Origin of the sequence: Qipengyuania pacifica (genome assembly GCF_019711555.1) — a bacterium.
GTDB classification, from domain to species: domain Bacteria; phylum Pseudomonadota; class Alphaproteobacteria; order Sphingomonadales; family Sphingomonadaceae; genus Qipengyuania; species Qipengyuania pacifica.
The window spans coordinates 440,158-459,412 of the sequence record NZ_JAIGNQ010000002.1; the positions used below are offsets into that span (position 1 = coordinate 440,158).

At 60.3% G+C, this 19,255-nt stretch carries 15 protein-coding genes; 6 read left to right on the forward strand and 9 right to left on the reverse strand.

Going from position 1 to position 19,255, the window contains the following annotated elements; translation table 11 throughout:
* Positions 1-53 precede the first annotated feature (53 nt).
* The 3 genes from K3177_RS07400 to K3177_RS07410 are packed head-to-tail and all read left to right on the forward strand — an operon-like array spanning position 54 to position 3,090.
* Positions 54-1,229 (forward strand): GNAT family N-acetyltransferase, encoded by a 1,176-nt coding sequence (locus K3177_RS07400; RefSeq protein WP_221597738.1) that lies wholly within the window; start codon positions 54-56, stop codon positions 1,227-1,229.
* A complete protein-coding gene (locus K3177_RS07405; protein WP_221597739.1) occupies positions 1,226-2,104 on the forward strand; it encodes a cupin-like domain-containing protein in 879 nt (292 codons plus the stop codon). The genes K3177_RS07400 and K3177_RS07405 overlap by 4 nt, the downstream gene beginning before the upstream one ends.
* A gap of 56 nt (positions 2,105-2,160) precedes the next feature.
* Entirely contained in the window at positions 2,161-3,090 is a 930-nt protein-coding gene (locus K3177_RS07410) for an acyl-CoA thioesterase (RefSeq protein WP_221597740.1), read from the forward strand.
* A gap of 89 nt (positions 3,091-3,179) precedes the next feature.
* Here K3177_RS07410 and K3177_RS07415 read toward each other — a convergent pair whose 3' ends face one another.
* The 5 genes from K3177_RS07415 to K3177_RS07435 all read right to left on the reverse strand — a co-directional run bounded on the left by K3177_RS07415 (position 3,180) and on the right by K3177_RS07435 (position 10,843).
* The gene (locus K3177_RS07415) at positions 3,180-5,303 is read right to left on the reverse strand and encodes a hypothetical protein (protein ID WP_221597741.1); all 2,124 of its coding nucleotides are present in this window, start codon (positions 5,301-5,303) and stop codon (positions 3,180-3,182) included.
* Between the two features lie 241 nt (positions 5,304-5,544).
* Entirely contained in the window at positions 5,545-6,303 is a 759-nt protein-coding gene (locus K3177_RS07420) for an anti-sigma factor (protein ID WP_221597742.1), read from the reverse strand.
* Complete coding sequence (locus K3177_RS07425; RefSeq protein WP_221597743.1) at positions 6,296-6,856, reverse strand: sigma-70 family RNA polymerase sigma factor; 561 nt, start codon at positions 6,854-6,856, stop codon at positions 6,296-6,298. The genes K3177_RS07420 and K3177_RS07425 overlap by 8 nt, the downstream gene beginning before the upstream one ends.
* Before the next feature lie 85 nt (positions 6,857-6,941).
* Positions 6,942-7,955 (reverse strand): phytase, encoded by a 1,014-nt coding sequence (locus K3177_RS07430; protein WP_221597744.1) that lies wholly within the window; start codon positions 7,953-7,955, stop codon positions 6,942-6,944.
* Positions 7,955-10,843, reverse strand: coding sequence for a TonB-dependent receptor (locus K3177_RS07435; protein WP_221597745.1), 2,889 nt, complete (start codon positions 10,841-10,843; stop codon positions 7,955-7,957). Before K3177_RS07435 ends, K3177_RS07430 begins: the two co-directional genes overlap by 1 nt.
* 267 nt (positions 10,844-11,110) lie before the next feature.
* Here K3177_RS07435 and K3177_RS07440 point away from each other — a divergent pair, with 267 nt between their 5' ends.
* Together K3177_RS07440 and K3177_RS07445 are read left to right on the forward strand one after the other, a co-directional pair.
* The gene (locus K3177_RS07440; RefSeq protein WP_221597746.1) at positions 11,111-13,024 is read left to right on the forward strand and encodes a DEAD/DEAH box helicase; all 1,914 of its coding nucleotides are present in this window, start codon (positions 11,111-11,113) and stop codon (positions 13,022-13,024) included.
* Between the two features lie 70 nt (positions 13,025-13,094).
* Positions 13,095-14,771, forward strand: coding sequence for a M28 family metallopeptidase (locus tag K3177_RS07445; protein WP_221597747.1), 1,677 nt, complete (start codon positions 13,095-13,097; stop codon positions 14,769-14,771).
* Positions 14,772-14,843: 72 nt separating this feature from the next.
* Here the strand turns inward: K3177_RS07445 and K3177_RS07450 are convergent, their stop codons facing one another.
* Complete coding sequence (locus tag K3177_RS07450) at positions 14,844-15,341, reverse strand: hypothetical protein (protein ID WP_221597748.1); 498 nt, start codon at positions 15,339-15,341, stop codon at positions 14,844-14,846.
* Between the two features lie 149 nt (positions 15,342-15,490).
* Positions 15,491-15,805 carry a hypothetical protein gene (locus K3177_RS07455; RefSeq protein WP_103024879.1) on the reverse strand — a complete coding sequence of 105 codons (315 nt, stop codon included), beginning with the start codon at positions 15,803-15,805 and terminating at the stop codon, positions 15,491-15,493.
* 136 nt (positions 15,806-15,941) lie between these two features.
* On the opposite strand from K3177_RS07455, the gene K3177_RS07460 reads away from it, so the two are divergent.
* Positions 15,942-16,559, forward strand: a complete 618-nt coding sequence (locus tag K3177_RS07460) for a hypothetical protein (protein ID WP_221597749.1) — start codon at positions 15,942-15,944, stop codon at positions 16,557-16,559.
* Between the two features lie 118 nt (positions 16,560-16,677).
* Here the strand turns inward: K3177_RS07460 and K3177_RS07465 are convergent, their stop codons facing one another.
* A complete protein-coding gene (locus K3177_RS07465) occupies positions 16,678-17,193 on the reverse strand; it encodes a hypothetical protein (RefSeq protein ID WP_221597750.1) in 516 nt (171 codons plus the stop codon).
* A 77-nt stretch (positions 17,194-17,270) separates the two neighbouring features.
* A complete protein-coding gene (gene uvrC / locus K3177_RS07470) occupies positions 17,271-19,229 on the reverse strand; it encodes an excinuclease ABC subunit UvrC (RefSeq protein ID WP_221597751.1) in 1,959 nt (652 codons plus the stop codon).
* Between the last annotated feature and the right edge of the window lie 26 nt (positions 19,230-19,255).

Here is a 19,255-nt window from a genome sequence, read left to right on the forward strand (position 1 = left end):
CAAGTTTAAGGCGCTTCGATATATGCTATCGCCCGACAAGGGGACGCCTTCAATTGACGCGGATCGAAGACCTGATCGAAGACGGCTGGCGTGGTGAACCCGCGAGCGTCGGCTCACGTGCCATTGGTCCCGACGGGCTTTCCGTACGGCCCTGGAAAGACTGCGTATCTCCGGAGTTCGTGCAATCGTGGCGCCGTCTTGCCGCGTCCGCAGCCACGTCCAATCCGTTTGGCGAACACTGGTTCGTCCTGCCCTCGCTCGAGCAGTTCGATCCTCGCGGCACCGTTCATCTGGCGACACTGGTCGTGGGTGGCGAACTGGTGGGCCTCATGCCACTTTACCGGGCCCGCGACTATCACGGTCATCCTCTGCCCCACATCGGCAACTGGATGCACCCGAATAGCTTCTGCGGGGAACCGTTGATTGCGGGGGATCATGCAGAAGCGTTCTGGTCGGCCGTACTCGACTGGAGCGACCGCAATTGGCGATCGAGCCTGTTCCTTCATATCGCGTGTCTCCCCACCGACGGGATTGCCGTCGATACCCTAAACCGTGTCTGCAAGGCGAAACGAAGGACTAACCGGGTTGTCCATCGCGTTAGCCGGGCCTGCCTTCGTCATGGTCTGTCTCCCGAAGCTCATCTGGCCTCCATCCTCGGAAAGAAGCGCCGCAAGGAATTGTCTCGCAAGCGGCGGCGGCTGGAGGAAACCGGCCATACGATTTTTACCAGAGCGACGGGGGAGGACGGTCTGGACGAATGGATCGACCAGTTTCTCCAGCTCGAAGATGCAGGCTGGAAAGGACAGGAAAGTTCCTCGCTCGTCAGCGCGCGGCAAACCGCTTGTTTTTTCCGTGAAAGCCTTCACGGCGCGGCCCGGGAGCAAAGGCTGGAGCGGCTGGCGTTTCACGTCGACGGCGAGCCGGTGGCGATGCTCTGCAATTTCGTCACGCCCCCCCTCGCCCACAGCTTCAAGACGGCTTTCGACGAGGATCTTTACAAGCTGTCGCCCGGAATGCTGTTGCAGGTAGAAAACCTCGCCCTGCTGGAGCGTGAAGAAATCGGGATGACCGATAGCTGCGCGGCTGCCGGCCATCCCATGATCGAACAGATCTGGGACGATCGCCGCGAAATCGTTTCCGTGTCCATTCCGGTCGGCGGCGCGATCCGCCGGGGGGGCGGCGACATTCTGACATCAATCGAAGCCCGCAGGTCGGAGAACAACCGATGACCGCACACGATCAGACGCTTACCGCCCGCCGAACACGGGTGTTTTCGGGTGAATCATACGCTCGATTCGCACGTGATTACCCCGAAAGACCGCACGTCCTGCGCCATGACTTGAAGGATGACGACCGCCTCGCGCTCGATGCGCTGGCCGGTCTGGCGGAAGCTCTGCCGCAGCGTTCCGTCGAGTACAACCGCGGAGATCTGCCGGTAGGCGTGGATGGAAAGCCAGGTTCGAATGGCCTCACCATCGGCGAAACAATTCGCCATATCGCCACCAGCAACAGCTGGGCCGTGCTCAAGAATATCGAGCAAATCCCCGAATATAACGCTCTACTGATGGGGCTTCTGGAAGAACTTCGCCCCATGATAGAGGCGACGACCGGCACCATGCTGACACCGCAGGGCTTCATCTTCATATCCAGCCCGAACGCTGTCACGCCCTACCATTTCGATCCGGAACACAACATCTTGCTGCAGCTCAAGGGCAACAAGGTCATGACCCAGTTCCCGGCGGGCAACCCCATCTATGCTCCCGATGAGGTTCATGAAAGCTATCACCTTGGCGGACCGCGCGAACTGCCTTGGAGCAACGATTTGCTGCCCGGCGGCACCGCCTTCGCGATCGATCCTGGAGAGGCCGTTTACGTGCCTGTCATGGCGCCGCATTTCGTGCGCAATGGATCGGCCAGCTCCATCTCGCTTTCCATCACCTGGCGCAGCGAATGGAGTTACGCCGAATCCGACTCCCGCTGCTTCAACGGGATCGTGCGGAAATTGGGCATCAACCCGCGTGCGCCAGGGCGCTGGCCAGCCAGCAATCGTGCAAAGTCACTGGCCTACCGGGTTTGGCGAAGGACCTTCCGCTCCCGCAAGTGACTTGCCGACAAGTCGGGCGCTTGACGGATACGTAAACCCTCCGCAAAGCCATTGGCGTGAGCGAAAAACAGTCCCCTGAACAATTGGTCGCAGAGCTCGTCAGTCTGCTGACTGTGTCCCGCGACGGCGAAGACGCCTTTACCGCCCCGCAGCAAGCTGGCGGGGTCGGGCGCGTATTCGGCGGTCAGGTCATTGCCCAAGCCCTGCAAGCCGCGCAAGCGACCGCGCCCGATGGGCTGGAAGCACATTCGCTGCACGCCTACTTCCTTCGTGGTGGGAAGGAGGGCGTGGATATCGCCTATCGTACCGCGCGCGACTTCGATGGACGCAGTTTTGCCAATCGGCGCGTCGTTGCCAGTCAGGCAGATGATACTGGCGAGCAGCGGGCCATTCTGAACCTCACCGCGAGTTTCCAGCGACCGGAGGACGGCCTGTCGCATGACGATGTGGCCATGCCGGACGTGACAGCGCCCGAAGAACTCAAGAGCGATCAGGAAATGCGCCGCGCCATGGTCGAGCGTGCCGGAGACCGAATGGGCGAACAGCAACGCGCTCTCGTCCTGCGCCCTCGACCTATCGACATGCGCACGGTCGATCAGTTGCACTGGATGAACAGCGAACCGCGCGCGCCCCGAGCGCATACCTGGTTCCGTACCGTCTCCGATCTACCTTCGATCCTTGAGAACCCTGCACTGCATCGTGCGATTATCGCCTACGCCAGCGATTATACCTTGTTGGGGACTAGCGCCCTACCCCACGGGCTCAGCTGGATGCGGGGCGAACTCGTCGGTGCCAGCCTGGATCATGCGATCTGGTTCCATCGCCCCGCTCGCGCCGACGAATGGCTGCTCTACGCCACCGATGCCCCATGGAGCGGTGGCGGGAGGGGTTTCAACCGCGGACGCATCTTTAACCGCGCGGGGGAACTCGTCGCTAGTGTCGCTCAGGAAGGGATGATGCGGAAACGGGTAAAGACGGGCGAATAGCTCGGCCCAGCGGATGCAGACGCAAAAAAGGGCGGGATGCAAGGCACCCCGCCCTTCCTTCCTGGTCCTTCAGGAAGCTGGCAGATGGATTACCAGGAAGCCTGGAACCCGGCGCGTGCGCCCACCTCACCGGAGTCGAAGCCGACCCCAAGGCCACCGGTAAACACGGTGCTGTCGCTTACGCGGAGGCCAACCGAAGCCGAACCTGCGACACGGTCGTTATAATACCCGAAGCCGCCCGCTACGCCGAAGCGCTTACCCGGCATGATGATTGGCGATTCCATGGCCAGCGCCATTGCCACGCCTTCGTTTGCACGGCGGGCCTGCACGCTGTTTTCGGCAGCAAGGTCGAACAGGAGACCGGTTTGGCCCTGCAGATCCATGATAGCGGCGGAGTTGCCGGCGATCGCCACGCTGTTTGCCTGCACGTCGGTGAAGCTGGCAAGATTACTCAGCCCTGCTGACGAACTGACGCCCAGCGTTCCGTTGGCATCGGCTGTTACCACAGCAATGGGTCCGACTTGCGATCCTGTGCTTGTGTCGAGCGAAGCGACCACGACCTGTCCATCGTTGGTCGCGCTAGCGCCATTACCGATGGCGACCGAATTCGCGCCCGTTGCACTGGCCAGATTACCTACGGCAATCGATCCATCGCCAGCCGCAGCGGCAGCTTCACCTACTGCGACCGAGCGAACACCGGAGGCATTTGAAAGGTGGCCGAGCGCCGTGGCACGTTCCGCTCCAGCCGATGACTGCCAACCATAAGCTGTCGCGCCCGGACCTGTCGCAACGCTTTCGCCGCCGACTGCGGTGGTCGAATTGCCCATCGCCATCGCCGTATCGCCAATTGCCAGAGCATCCACTCCATTAGCGATCGCTTCATTGCCGATCGCGGTGCTGAAGTCAGTCTGTGCATCGGCGTTTTCGCCTATCGCGACAGAGCGAACGCCCTGCGCAGTGGCGAGGTGACCGAGCGCAGTGGCTCGCTCTGCACCGGCAGAGGACTGCCAGCCAAAAGCGGACGCGCCCGGCCCGGTGGCAACGCTTTCACCGCCGATAGCCGAGGTCGAATTGCCCATGGCGGTCGCGTCTGCACCAAGAGCAAGTGCATCCACACCGTCAGCTACCGAGCCATCGCCATCACCGTCGCCATCGCTGCCGATGGAAATAGCGCCTACGCCGCGAGCTTCGGCGTCGCCGCCGAGTGCGATGCCAGCGTCATCGGTTGCGAGGGCACCGAATGCGCCACCGTCGGTGTTGCCGCCGATAGCTATGCCGCCACGACCCTGCGCAGCGGCAGCTTCACCTACTGCGACCGACGCGAAGCCATCCGACGTTGCCAGATGGCCCAAGGCGGTAGAACGCTCTGCATTGGCTTGCGCTTGCCAGCCAAAGGCAGACGCGCCAGGTCCGGTCGCGACGCTTTCACCACCGACCGCACTGGTCGAATTGCCCATGGCCATTGCCGTATCGCCAACAGCCAGTGCGTCGATACCGTTGGCGATCGATTCATTGCCAATCGCCGTTGCATTGTCCGTCTGGGCATCGGCGTTCTCACCGATCGCGACGGAGCGAACACCCTGTGCGGTTGCCAGGTGTCCGACAGCAGTTGCGCGTTCAGCGGTCGCGAGTGCTTGCCAGCCGAAGGCCGACGCACCCGGCCCGGTTGCGACGCTTTCGCCGCCAATTGCACTGGTCGAATTGCCCATTGCCATCGCCGTGTCACCAACAGCCAGTGCATCGATGCCATTGGCGATCGATTCATTGCCGATCGCTGTCGCATTGTCTGTCTGTGCATCGGCATTCTCGCCCACCGCGACAGAACGAACCCCTTGCGCCGTCGCAAGATGGCCCAGCGCCGTTGCACGTTCACCGGTGGCCATCGACTGCCAGCCATAAGCGCTTGCGCCAGGGCCGGTAGCGACCGACTCTCCGCCGACCGCGGTGGTTGACGGACCGGTCGCAGTAGCAGGGGCGGCTCCGGCATCGTCACTGCCGATCGCCACTGCATCGGTACCATCGGCTACGGCACCCGTTCCGACGGCAACGCCGCCGTTACCTGTCGCAACCGAATCTACGCCGCACTCGGTAGAATTTGTATTGGCGGCGTTACATTCCGGGGTTCCATCTGCAAGCGCAGGCGTGGCAAATGCCAGGCCTGCAGTACCGGCCAGAAGCGCGGCTGCGATGCGATTTTCGAAAGTCTTGATCATGATGCTTTCTCTTTCCTTTAACGGACCAGAAAGCCGATCGACGCGGGCCATCCTCTCCCACAGCTGGCGGTTATTCCACCTTGTTCTGCACGAAGACCTACGGGTCTCGGCTGCCATCCCGATCGAGATGACGCCAACAGCTACTTGCGTGCAGCCCGATCGGATGCACTCGCGGGCAGAAAAATAAGAATATCTATCTCAACGCCCTGAATAGTATCAGAGAATTATTTTGAGATTTGGCTCAGACTTCCGCCAGCGGACCTGCCAGCAGGATCGGCATGGTAGGCGTTTCATGCCGTTCGCCCGTGTCGTCTTCGAAAGTGACGGCCAGCGTTGCTCCCGCCGCCAGCAACGAGCTTTCCTCGACCGACAGGTCACGAGCGAAATTGCCCTGCTGGGGAATTGCGCCCAAAGATATCGGGGCACCGCCTGCAGGAATGACCCATAATTCGGGGGTCTTGCCCGGCTCCGCTTCCAGACCGGCGATTGCGAGCCTTAGCTGCCCACTTTCGGGATCGATGCGGCTCGCAAGACTGCGATTGGCTTCCGCATCTGTCAGTTGGGCAACAAGTTGATCACCCGCAACTGCGGCAATTTCCGGTGGTGCAACCGGTGATGTCGCGGGAGTGGACAGGAACAGAACCAAGGCCGCTGCGGCCGCGCTCACGCCAACGAGCGCAGCAGCAATGCTCCATCCCGCAGGGCCCCGCCCGTGCACAGGGGCCATCGCTGCTGCGGCCGGCATGTCTCGCTGGGCATCAATTGCGTCGATCCGTGCAACAATACCCTGCCATACAGCATCGGAGGGCAGAGCGCTCTGCGCTCCTTCACTCATCGCGCCGAGCCGGGCCTCCCACCATTCAACCGCCCCCGCGAACGTCACGTCCGAAAGCTGCAACCGGCGAGCGGCCGCCAGGTCACTGCCCTCGAGTACACCCAGAGCGAGTTCGCCCGCGGTCAGGAACGGGTCGTCCGACTGAATTACTTCCTCATCAGCCACCAAGGCAGCCCTTCAAACCGGCAAGGCCGCGCCTGATCCAGCTTTTCAATGTGCCGAGCGGAACGTCGATTTTGAGAGCAAGCTCGGAATATGAATAGCCATCGAAGAACGCGAGCCTGATGGAACGGCGCTGATCACCCGACAGCCTTTTCAAACAGCGCGCCAAAGCCTCGCTCTCTTCCATCGCACACAACCATTCGTCGGCGGGAAGGACATCGGTGTCCTCGACTTCGGGCAACGTCGCTTCCGCCCGCTCGACGATTCGACCGTCACGGCGCAGTTCGTCGAGCGCGGTATTCCGTGCGATCGTGCATAGCCAGGTAATCGGGCTCCCCTTGCGGCTGTCGAAACGCGCGGCACGCCGCCAGACTTTGACATAGACATCCTGAAGGACATCTTCGGCTCGTTCGCGGTCTGGAACGATCCTCGCGATTGTGCCGAAAAGCTTGGCCGATGTCAGGCGGTAGACGGTTTTGAGCGCCCTACGATCTCCGCCAGCAATGCCGGCCATCGCCCCCGTCAATTCCTCGCGCGCAGCCGACATTCGTCTCATCTACCCCCTGACACCGATGTGTCCGCCACCGGAGCATCGATGTCAAGGTAAGGTTCCGTCAGCGAAAACCATGTCCGCGAGGTATTTACTCGGTCGCGAGCGCCTTCTCGATCTCAGCCAGCGGGACCAGTTTGAAATTCTGCGCCTTCCCTTCGTTCATGCCGTCCTGGGCGATGAACAGTCCGCCGGGAAATGCCGGTCCGAAATCGCCTGCCATCGCTTCGATCCCGTCGGTTTCCTCGGCACTGCCGAAAGCACCTTTTGCGATGCGAAACCGCCCTGCAGGTGTCATGTCGGGCAAAGCATAACGCATATAGGTGTTGTCGCCCTGGCTGGACGCGTAGAGCCAGCCGCCATCGGTGCCCTCAGGAACGAGCGCCAATCCTTCGACATCGGCGACAAGCTTGCGCCCGTCCACCTCGGCGACCAGCTCACCCGTCGTTGCATCGGACCGGAAGCGCCAGATGCCGACGTCCTCCTCACCGATGTAGAGCGTACCGTTGCGATGATCGACAACGCAGCCTTCGGGTTGGGTGCGCACCTGCATGGTGCGCAGTTCGCGTGCGGCAGGCGCCGCGTCGAGCGCGATTTCCCATTCCCCGATCCGCCCGCTTTTGGGGGCAGTGTAGACGAAAAGGGTGTTGCCGCGACGTGTACCGCAGATACCGTAAGCCTCGCCCGGACCGGTGGCGACGCGACCTAGCTTCGTCAGTGTGCTATTCGCCGTATCGAGCCGATAAAGCATGATGCCGGCATTTACGGGATCACTCCGGTCACTGGCAAAGACGATCACGCCCATATCGCCCATGTCGACGAGATCGACATTGTTCAGCGCAGGGTGTTCGCTGAAGCTCTTCACCTCGCCGTCGAGGCCATAGACGTAGAGCCCGCCCTTCTTGTCGGTCGCGACGATCAGGCTGTCGCTCGGCGATGCGGCGTTGCGCCAGATCGCAGGATCATCGGCAGCGTCTTCATTCGCCGTCGCTACCGGCACGGTTTCTGCAACGGCATAGACCGGGACGGCTGGATCGCCGGGCATTGGGGTAGTCGCACATGCGGCAAGGCTGATGCTGGCGAGGATGGGAAGTGTGCTGCGCATCAGAAAGTCACCCTCACGCCGCCCTTCATGGTCCAGTTGTATTCCTCGTACTGGAACAGGTTACGCTGGTTGCCGAGCGTGTTGTAAGCAAAATATTTCGCGTTGTTGATGTTCACCCATTCATAGAAGATCTGAATGCCATCGGTGACGCGAAATTTGGCCGACAGGTCGAGCTGGAAGTGGTCGTCGACAAAGCGATCGTATTCGGCCGTCCCAGCCAGTTCGTCGAGGTACTTGTCGCGGTAGGTTCCCGACAGGCGGATATCGACCGGCCCCTTGTCGTAACCGAGCGATAGGTTGGCCGTATGCTTCGATGTCGCGGGGAGCGTGATCTTGCGAGGATCGGCAATGTCGCCATCGGTGAACACCGTGCCCGTTGCATCGGTATAAGTGTAGTTTCCGCTGACGACGAACCCGTCGAACGGTTCGGGCAGGAAGGTGAACGCCTGCGAAACGCCGATTTCCACGCCGAACACCTCGGCCGTATCGCCATTCAGAGGAATGACCGCTTCGTCGAATTCAATCCCGCGGTAGACACCGTTGAACGGCGGATCGTCACCTTCGAAATTGGCATCCACGATGTAATCCTTGATGGATTTGTAGAAGATGCCGGCCGTGATCGCACCCGTGCTGCTCATGTAGTATTCGGCCGAGGCATCGAAATTCCACGCCTTGTACGGCAGAAGGTCGGGGTTGCCGAACTCGCCTTCGCGCTCGTCGTCATCATTCTGTTCGACAGCGAAACGAGGCGCAAGGCGCGACAATTTTGGGCGCACGAGACTGCGGTATCCGGCCAAGCGCAGAACCACGTTGCGGGTCGGCTCGAAGCGGACATTCAGGCTGGGCAGCCAGTTGCCATAGTTCTTGTCGATCGTGGTGGGTTCGACGAGCACGGTATCGTCGGCGGCTTCGCCTCCATCAGGCAAAGTGCCCCCTTCCTCGACGAGAGTGACGAGATTGCCGCGAATGTCGTTGCTGGTGTGTTCATAACGCAGACCGCCGATGACCCGCAGTGTGGAACTGTCCCACCGGCCAAGAAGATAACCAGCCATGATGTCTTCGCCGACCGAATAGTCAGACACCGCTGAATCGAAGGCACTATCGAGTGCAACAAATTCGAAATCGTCACGGTTTGCGCGGAAGAAATCGCTGGCGCCGGTGTTGCTCGCCATCGGTTCGAGGGAAATCAGGCGATAGGTGGCAGAGCCCAGGGCCTGGTCCAGCGTGAAACTGTCGTTCTCGTAAAATTCGATGTTGGAATTGTAACGCTTGTCCCGCCAGCGGCCCTTGGCACCGGCCTGAACCGTGAATTCACCCCCGTCCGTGATGAACCGGCGCCCGAAGTCAACGCGTCCCGCCCATTCCTCGTCACTCGCGTCCGAAAGCGCGGTGTATTCGATATCGGTCAGTTCGTAAGCCGCCGGATCGTAGAAGCTGTCCGGATCGGAATTGACGGTGTAGAGCGGAACGCGCGGATCCGTCAGATCGAAGCCGATTTCGAGGCCGTCGTCCGAGAAGCGCTGGCGGAATTCTGCCGGGTCGACGCTGCCATTCTCCCGTTCGGAAGCGCGGGCATAGCTGGCAGAGTAGTCAGCAAACCAGGTTCCCGTATCGGTTTTTCCGCCTGCAACGACAGACCAGATCCGCTGGCGTTCGAAACGGTCCTTGATATCGCGTTCTACGCCGATCCGCTGGCGCACCGTGTCGGCAGGATCGTCGCTTTCCGGATCTTGAATGGTCGCATCGTTGAACGTTGCGATGCCGTTGGCGAAGCTGGTCGGTCCGTAATCTTCGAAGTCGCCCATGTCGAACGTCAGCCGGCGGCGATATTCCTGATCGTCGAATTGGCTCCACGTTCCCTTAACGTAAAGGTCGGTGGTATCGCTGGCGCGAAAATCGAAACCCAAGGTGCCGCTGATCCGTTCGCGTTCCACGTCATAATCGCGATACTGCAGTTCGAGAGGAACGATGCCGCCCTCGTCGATCCAGTCGTCGGCTTCGATATTGTCGGTCTCAAACTTACGTCGATAATAGGAAACGCCACCGGACACGCCGAAATTGTCGCTAAGAAGCGTGGCGAAATCGAGGCTTGCTTTCGGCGTGAGTGCGTCGGCGTAATCGTTATAACTCCCTTCGAGCTTGACGATCAGCAAGTCCTTCTTGCGATCGAAAGCGCTGGTTGTCTGGATTTCGACCGACGCACCGATTGTGTCGGCATCCATGTCGGGAGTGAGCGATTTCTTAACTTCGATCGATTCGATGATGTCGCTGGAGATAACGTCGAGCGCGACCGAGCGCACATCGCTTTCGGGTGAAGGCAAACGGACCCCGTTGAGCGAGGTCGATACGAGCTCCGGATCGAGGCCGCGCACCGATACGAAGCGCCCCTCCCCCTGATCGTTCAGCACGTTCACGCCGGGCAGGCGGCGCAAGCTTTCGGCGACGTTCTGGTCGGGGAACTGGCCGATCGCATCTCGTGTCAACACATCGGAAATGCCGTCCGCTTCCTTCTTGCGCGAAAGCGCGCTGGACAAGTTGGCAGCCTGACCAACAACCAGGATTTCATCATCCCCGAAACCTGCGAGCGCAACATCCTCGCGCACTGTGCCAGTAGCGGGGACGCTGATCGACCGGGTGGCGGTTTCCGCACCGACATACGTAATTTCCAGTGTGTAATCGCCAGCCGGAACATCGGCAAACAGGAAGGAGCCGTCTCGCGATGTGGCTGTCACTCGGTCGAGTTCCACAATGCGGACCTGCGCACTGCGCAGCGCAATGGTATTGCTGGTATCCGAAACCGTCCCGGCGACCTCGCCAGCATGAGCAAGAACGGGAAGTGACAGGGCTGCGATTGCAGCGCCGGCGAATAGGGAATGTCTGATTTTCATGGTTGCCCTCCGAGTAAGTTGAGGGCCGCCTAGCTTCGGTGTTTGACCGGTTGATTGCCGCACGGAGGCGGTTTGACGACAAATGCGCTATTTTTGCCTTTCATTTGTCACAATGCCGGGCCTTGCGAGCGCTCGACCGACCGTCAGTGCAAATAATGCGGGCCAAACGCGCAATTTGCGTGTAGGGCGCACGCGATTGCGGGCCGTGCCCGCTCCGCGACGAGCCGGCACCCCCTGCCGAGCCCCGCGCCCAAAAGAAAGAATTCAATGTCGTTTTCCCACCTCCCGCCGGTGATCGGCGAGGCTTTGACCGCTCGTGGCTACGAGGCGCTCACCCCCGTTCAGAAGGCCGTGACCGAAGCCGAATCGCATGGTCGCGACCTGATCGTTTCCGCTCAGACCGGCAGCGGGAAGACGGTTGCCTTCGGTCTGGCACTTGCCGACCAGTTGCTGAGCGACCTCGGCGGCTCGCCATTGAGCGAGACCCCCCTCGTGCTCGTAGTGGCTCCAACGCGCGAATTGGCGCTGCAGGTCAGCCGTGAACTCGGGTGGCTTTTTGCAGGTGCAAGCCTGCGCATCGCAACCTGTGTCGGCGGGATGGATGCGAGCAAGGAACGGCGCAACCTGCGTGGCGGACCGGCCATCGTCGTCGGCACCCCGGGGCGCCTGCGCGACCATATCGAGCGCGGCGCATTGGACCTGTCGGGCCTTATCGGCGTGGTACTCGACGAAGCGGACGAAATGCTGGACATGGGTTTTCGCGAAGATCTCGAGGAAATCCTCGACGCGACACCCGAGACACGCCGCACGCTTCTCTTCTCCGCCACCATGCCCCGCCCGATCGAACGGCTGGCCGAACGCTATCAGCGCAACGCCTTGAGACTTTCGCTGGTCGGCGAAACGCGTGGACATGGCGATATCGCCTATCAGGGCGTTGCTGTCGGGCCGTCGGAAATCGAAAACGCGGTCGTCAACCTGCTGCGTTTTCACGAGGCTGAGACGGCAATCTGCTTTTGCGCCACTCGCGAAAGCGTCCGCCGCCTTCACGCGACCTTGCAGAACCGTGGCTTCGGCGTGGTCGCGCTTTCTGGTGAGCATTCGCAGAGCGAACGCAATCAGGCCCTTCAGGCGCTGCGAGACCGCCGCGCACGCGTGTGTGTGGCCACCGACGTTGCGGCTCGCGGTATCGATCTTCCGACCTTGAGCCTGGTCATCCATGTCGAGATACCGCGCGACGCGGAAACGCTGCAGCACCGTTCCGGTCGCACAGGACGTGCGGGTAAAAAGGGTATCGCCGCCATTGTGGTTCCCCACAACCGCCGCCGCCGGGTGGAAGGCATGCTGCGCGGCGCGCAGATCGAAGCCGAATGGATCGATGCGCCGACTCCGGAAGCCATCCGGAAAAAAGACCGTACCCGTCTGATCGAGAACCTCACGGCACCACGCGAAATCGAAGAGTACGATCGCGAACTCGCTGCCGACATCATGACCCGCATGACCCCGGAAGATATCGCCGCTGCACTGGTGCAGGCGCACAGGGCGGAAATGCCCGAGCCGGAAGAACTGCTCGCCAACACGCCCGAAGCGCGTGAAAAGGCCAAGGCCGAACGTCACCGTCCCGGCTTCGAAGATGTCGTGTGGTTCCGCATGGACATCGGACGACGCCAGAATGCCGAGCCACGCTGGATCCTACCGCTGATCTGTCGCCGCGGTCACATCACGCGCAATGAAATCGGTGCGATCCGCATTGGCCAGCATGAAACCTGGTTTCAGGTGCCCCGTCCCATTGCTGCCAAGTTCGCGGATGCTGTGCAGCGCACAGCTAGCCCCGATGACGAACAGGACGCCATTGCCATTGTCGAAGCACCGGAAGGCCCGCGTGTCGAAGCGCGCGAGAACCGCAAGCATGGTGGCGGTGGCAAAGTCCACGCTCGCCCGCTGAACAGGAAGCCCGGCGGCGGCGGCGTCAGAGGGAAGTCCGGCAATGGGAAGCCGGAGGGCAGCGGGTTCCGCGGCAAGACAAGCGACAGCAAATCCGGTGGCGGTTTCCGGGGCAAGTCTGGCGAGGGCAAACCCGGCGGCGGCTTCAGGGGAAAACCCGGCGATAACAAACCTGCCGGCGGCAAACCCTTCAAGAAGGGCAAGCCCTTCAAGGGGAAGGGTAAACCGCCCAAGCCCTGAAGTGGGCCGCTGACCTTGCACCTATGAACACACCGGCTAGGGTAATGCTTTGCCCTAGCCGGAGCGTTCAATGATCCTACGCAGCCTCGCCATAACGACTGCCCTGTTCTTCACCACTTCTGCGATCGCGCAGCAGCCGGAAGGAGAGCCGGCGGGCATCGATCCGGACAAGCTGGAAGAAACCGTGCGCACCATGGCTTCCGACCAGTTTGAGGGACGAGCGCCTGGAACGGTCGGCGAAGAACGGACCATCGGTTACCTCATCGGGCGTTTGCAGGGACTGGGACTGGAACCGGGCGGCGAAGACGGTACGTGGACCCAGAAGGTGCCATTGCTTCACACTCGACTCGGCACCCCGGGGACCCTGTCGTTCAAACATGGCGGCACGACCAAAAATCTGAACTTCCCGAAAGATATTTACGTGTCGACCCTGCAGCCGTCCGATACGGCCGCTATCGACAACGCCCCGCTGGTTTTTGTCGGCTACGGTGTCGATGCGCCAGAACGAGGTTGGGACGATTTCAAGGGTGTCGACCTCAAGGGAAAAGTCGCCGTGTTCCTGGTGAACGATCCGGATTTCCATGCCCAGGATGGTGAAGAAGTCGCGGGCACATTCGGGGGCCGCACGATGACCTATTACGGCCGCTGGACCTACAAATTCGAAGAGGCTGCGCGGCAGGGGGCGATCGGCGCGCTGATCGTCCACGAAACACCGGGTGCTGGTTATGGCTGGAATGTCGTGGAGAGCCCTGGGGGCGAGAATTACGATGTCGTCCGCCCCGAGGATGATATCACCAGCCTCGTGCTGCAGGGCTGGATCTCAGGAGAAACCGCCGAAACGCTGTTCGCTTCTGCCGGGCAGGATCTGGCCGAACTGAGCATCGCTGCGCGGCGCAGGGATTTCAAACCTGTCGATCTTGATACGACGTTTTCCGCATCGTTCCCCGTAAAGAGCGATGTAGTTCAGAGCCAGAATGTACTGGCGAAGATCTCCGGCACATCGAAACCGGACGAGAGCATAATCTACGGCGCTCACTGGGACGCCTATGGTGAAGGTGAACCAGACGAACAGGGCCGCATCTATCGCGCAGGCGCGAATGACGATGCGCTGGGCGTTGCCGGGCTGTTTGAAATCGCCCGCGCATTCAAGAGTGGCCCCGCGCCCAAACGCAGCGTGATCTTCGCCTTCTGGACTGCGGAAGAGCGCGGGTTGCTCGGATCCGAATACTATGCCGCCAATCCGATATATTCGCTGGACAAGACCGTCGCCAATTTCGACCTGGACATATTGCAAACCGCGGGCCTGTCGAAGGATGTGATCCTGGTCGGTAAAGGGCAAAGTACGCTGGAAGACGATCTTGCCCGCTTTGCGCAGGCCCAGGGGCGTACGGTAAGCGAGGAAAGCCTACCCGAACGTGGCCTGTTCTATCGAGCCGACCATTTCAGCCTTGCCAAGCGCGGCGTGCCGGTAATGCTGATGATGGGCATCGCGGGCGCTTCCGATCTGGTCGAAGGCGGTACAGACTCCGGTCAGGCGTGGGTCGATGCCTACACCGGTGATTGCTACCACGCCGCCTGCGACGCTTGGAGCGAAGACTGGAACCTTGCAGGAGCGGTGGAGGACATCGCCCTGTTCCGCGACATGGGCGCCGAATTGGCGAACAACAGTCAATGGCCTGAGTGGAAGGACGGCTCCGAATTCAAATCGGTAAGGGAGGAAAGCGCTGCCGTGAGGGACGTGCGCTGATAACCTGGTGGGCCGAAAACACGGACCTGCGCGGTTGACACGAACCGCCGCGCGCAAAGCCGTGACTTTCCATCATACCATCTCCCCCATTGCGCCCCGCCCGGTGCGAGCGAGCAGTGCAAAAAGTGCAGGATTGTCGGCTTTACGGCGGACGCTGTCATAGCGCCCGGCACACAGGCGGACTTGCCATATACCGGTTTCAACCCGCCAGGTGAGTTGCGCAGTTGTGACCTTCCATGAAGGTTTAAGCGCCTCACGCGCGGCTGCCAAGGCCACCAGCAACCGCGCCCTGCTGGCCTCGCTGCCAAGCCGCGTTAGCGCAAGGTCCCACGCGGCCGCGAAGCCTTGCGCGCCGGGCTTGTCTCGCAAACGATAGGCTGTCTCGCGCGCCATCGACACTTCCCGCGCTGCCCGGGCTACCGAACGCGTGGCCGCCAGATGCCCGATAAACTCCGCCTGGCGCAGCGGTGTCCACCCAGCCGCGCGAAGGCGCAGAGGCACGGCATGAAAGGGCGGGATGGGAATGCTGCGCGCGCGGGAGTGGCGATCGGGTGGAAGATAGTGCTTCATTCGGGAGGGTAAGGCACAGTTGGCGGTGTGTAGGAAAGGGTTTTTCGTGTCTGATTGCGTGCGTGGGATGGACGAGGGAAAACCCAAACCGGGATCAGGTTCGGGCGTAAAGTTATGTCCGAATGGGGGGTGGAAAGCTGCCTTTCGGTTTAACCAACACTCATCACACCTGCGGAGAATGCTGAAATTCCCGCAATAAAACTAAGCCCCGAGCAGGTCGTGCTGAATGTGCGAATAAACGACCTCTTGGCTGTCTTACGACGCAAGAGCAAGCAGGCGAAAACCGTAAAGAAAAACATGGCTGCTGCCGCCCACATTCGAGCGCCGTACTCAAGTGGGGAAACAATCATCATAATTAAAGCAACGGGAAAGCAAGCAAGCCAAACGCCCACAGCCGCATTCCGAAATGCAATATCACTCGTCCGCTTAGCAATGACCCAACTTGGTTCTTCGCTCGTTTTCATGACGAATTCTTATCCGCTTGCAGCAATGTCCGCAACGGGTCGCTAACTACCTGTCGGCTTCTGGCACCTGCGATGCTTCACCTAAGCGTCAAGAACTAGGGTGGGAAGCGGACATCAGTTGTTGTATCGACCGGTAGTGAAACTACTCGTCGCCTGTCTCACTGCCGGCCTGCTCGCAAGTGGGTGCGAACAAATGCAGCCTATGCTCGCGGAAGCAGGTTACACTCATGACCTTGGCGAATTCGAAGTTGAACGGATCGGTTTTGTTCGAGAGATGCCCGGGCTGGGAGATGGATTTGACGGTGGCGGTTACCTAAAGCTTGAACTTGCTTCCGCACACCAACTTCCGGTTGGGTATCCGACCTATTGGATTGGAGTCGCATCAGACTATTGCCCGCTAGTCGATGATCACAAGCTTATCTCATTCGGGGAGTTTGATAACGGGGGTGGAGGCTTCTGGGATCGTTCGAGCAGCCAGCCTATCGAAAAATCCGAAGATGGGGCGTATCGTTACACGATTTATGTAGTGCGCGCCTATCCGCCACCCGGCAAGACCCATGACGATTACGGGACCCCGCAATCGGGTCCAAATGCCCAAAGCGAGTATGACATCATCATCGATGAGAACGATTTGTGCCTACAAGTCTTCGGTGGCGATCACTACAACGTGTTCGCTCGATCGTCGGTCATCAGTGTGAAACATGAAGCCATTCGTGCCGCTGCAATTGAGGCGCGATTAATAGAAGCGCCATAGAGGTTCAACGTCCGCATTAGGGTCGTAAGCGGGAGGTCCGCTTCTCGCTCACTCCACAGGCGACTGGAACGTCACAATCGGGGGGGAATGCGGACATGACGACGAGCCCAATCGGGGGCTAAAATGCGCAATTTAAGAATAAACCTTCGGGGCCGCTTAGCTTGGCGGCAAATTTATGGCCATTTATTATCGTGAAAATCTCATCCACTCCCACTCCCGGTCGGTAGTGATAACCGTTTATGTCGCCAAAGATATTGACGCAGGACACTTCGGATGACGACGTAGTTTGGTCGCGCGACGCCCTGCAATCCAGCCCATTGCCTGTCCATTCTTTCCCTTGAAGCAGGCGAGCGTTGATGGCGCCGTAATTCCGAACGAAGACATCTACTCCACTCCTAGTTGCGTGGAAGAAGAGGTGATCAACATCCGCCGAGTGAATGCCTGGCCCAGATACGGTATATCCATCATCTTCATCGAGTATTGTGATGACAGTGCCAGCCGCATCAACATAATGAAAAGCTTTACCGGTAACATCACAGGCTTCATCACCTACCGAACGATTATAGCTATGTTCGCAACTGGTCGTCAGGACGACCCGAACCAACGCAATACAAAGCTTCCAAATCGCTTCCATAAAATCCCCTAGAGAGCGGTAGGCTAGCGATAGACGCCGATAGTCCGCAATGGGGTCGTTAGCAGCCCCTCCACACCTCACCCGCCCGCGTGGTAGAAATCGTAGATTTGCTGCGCCACGCCTTCGCTGATACCGGGCGCGCGTTTGAGGTCGTCTAGCGCGGCCGCTCTTACTTTTCCCGCCGTACCGAAGTGCAGCAAAAGCGCGCGCTTGCGCGAGGGGCCGATGCCGGGGATCTCGTCCAGCGGTGATGCGGTGATCGCGCGGCTGCGCTTTGCGCGGTGGGCACCGATGGCGTAGCGGTGGACCTCATCGCGCAGGGTCTGTAGATAGAACAGCAGCGGTGAATTCACCGGCAGCGTCTTTTCCCGCCCATCCGGGAAGTGGAACACCTCGCGCCCCTCCCGCCCGTGATGCGGGCCCTTGGCAATCGCGATCAGGGGCACATTCTCGATCCCCATCTCCGCCAGAGTGTCGCGCACCGATGACATCTGGCCCTTGCCTCCGTCGATCAGTACGAGATCGGGCCATACGGTTTCGTGGCTATTCGCCTTCCCCTCCTCGCCATCCGGATTTTCAGCGAGGTTGCGGAAGCGGCGGCTCATCACTTCGCGCATCATGCCGAAGTCGTCATTGGTCTGCGCGCTCTTGATATTGAACTTGCGGTACTGGCCCTTTTCGAACCCTTCCACACTTGCCACGACCATCGCGCCAACCGCCTTCGTGCCCTGGATATGGCTGTTGTCATAAACCTCGATACGCTGCGGGACGTCATCCAGTTCAAGGAATTCGGCCAGTTCGCGCAGAACCTTTGCCTTCGTACCGCTTTCGGCCAGCCGTCGGTCCAATGCCTCCACGGCATTGCGCTGTGCCTGGCTCATCAACTTCCGGCGCGTGCCACGCTGCGGGATCGAGATCGCCACCGAATGTCCCGCCTTTTCAGCCAGCGCTTCTGCAACGAGTTCCTGTTCGGCAAGTTCGCGATCGACCAGTATCGTACGCGGAGGAGGCACTTCCTCGTAAAATTGCAGCAGCACATCGGACAACACCTCGTCCATGTCGAGATCGCCGATATTACACGGATAGAACGTACGGTGCCCCCAGTTCTGCCCACCACGAATGAAGAAAGCCTGCACGCCTACTTGTCCGCCCTTGGCTGCGAGTGCGAAGACATCCGCGTCGCCTACCCCCTGCGCATTGATGGCCTGGCTACCCTGGATGAAGGTTGCTGCACGCAAACGGTCGCGCAGGATGGCCGCGGTCTCGAAATCCAGATCTTCAGCCGCCTTCGCCATCTGTTTCTCGATCTGCGACTGAACGGCGCCCGATTTGCCGCCAAGGAAATCCTTCGCTTCGCGCACGAGGCTGGCGTAGCCCGCTTCGTCGATGCGGCCGACACAGGGGGCCGAACAGCGCTTGATCTGGTAGAGCAGGCAAGGCCGGTCGCGATTGTTAAAAAAGCTGTCGGTGCAGCTGCGGAGCAGGAACAGCTTCTGCAGCGCGTTCAGCGTCTTGTTGACGGAACCGGCACTGGCGAAGGGGCCGTAATAGTTGCCCTTGGCCTTGCGCGCACCGCGATGCTTCATGATCCGCGGATAGGCATGATCGGCGCGCAGCAGGATGAAGGGGAAGCTCTTGTCGTCGCGCAGCAGCACATTGAATGGCGGACGATAACGCTTGATCAACTGGGCTTCGAGCAGCAGCGCTTCTGCTTCGGAATTGGTGGTGACGATTTCCATCGCGCGGCACTGGCTGATCATACGCTGGATGCGATTGGACAGCCCCTTTACCTGCGTGTAATTCGCCACGCGTGCCTTCAGGCTGCGCGCTTTCCCGACATAGAGCACATCCCCTCGTGTATCGAGCATGCGGTAGACGCCGGGCCGGGGCTTCAGTGTTTTCACCGTATCGCGGATTACCGTGATACCGGCTTCGAGATCGGGCTGCGCGCTGGCCACGACCTTGGTCGCGCTTTCCTCGTGAAAACGCTCCTTGCCTCTCGGATCGTGTGGAGAACCGGCTTTCGTACGCGACATGGCGGTGCAGATAGTGCGAGGCGAGT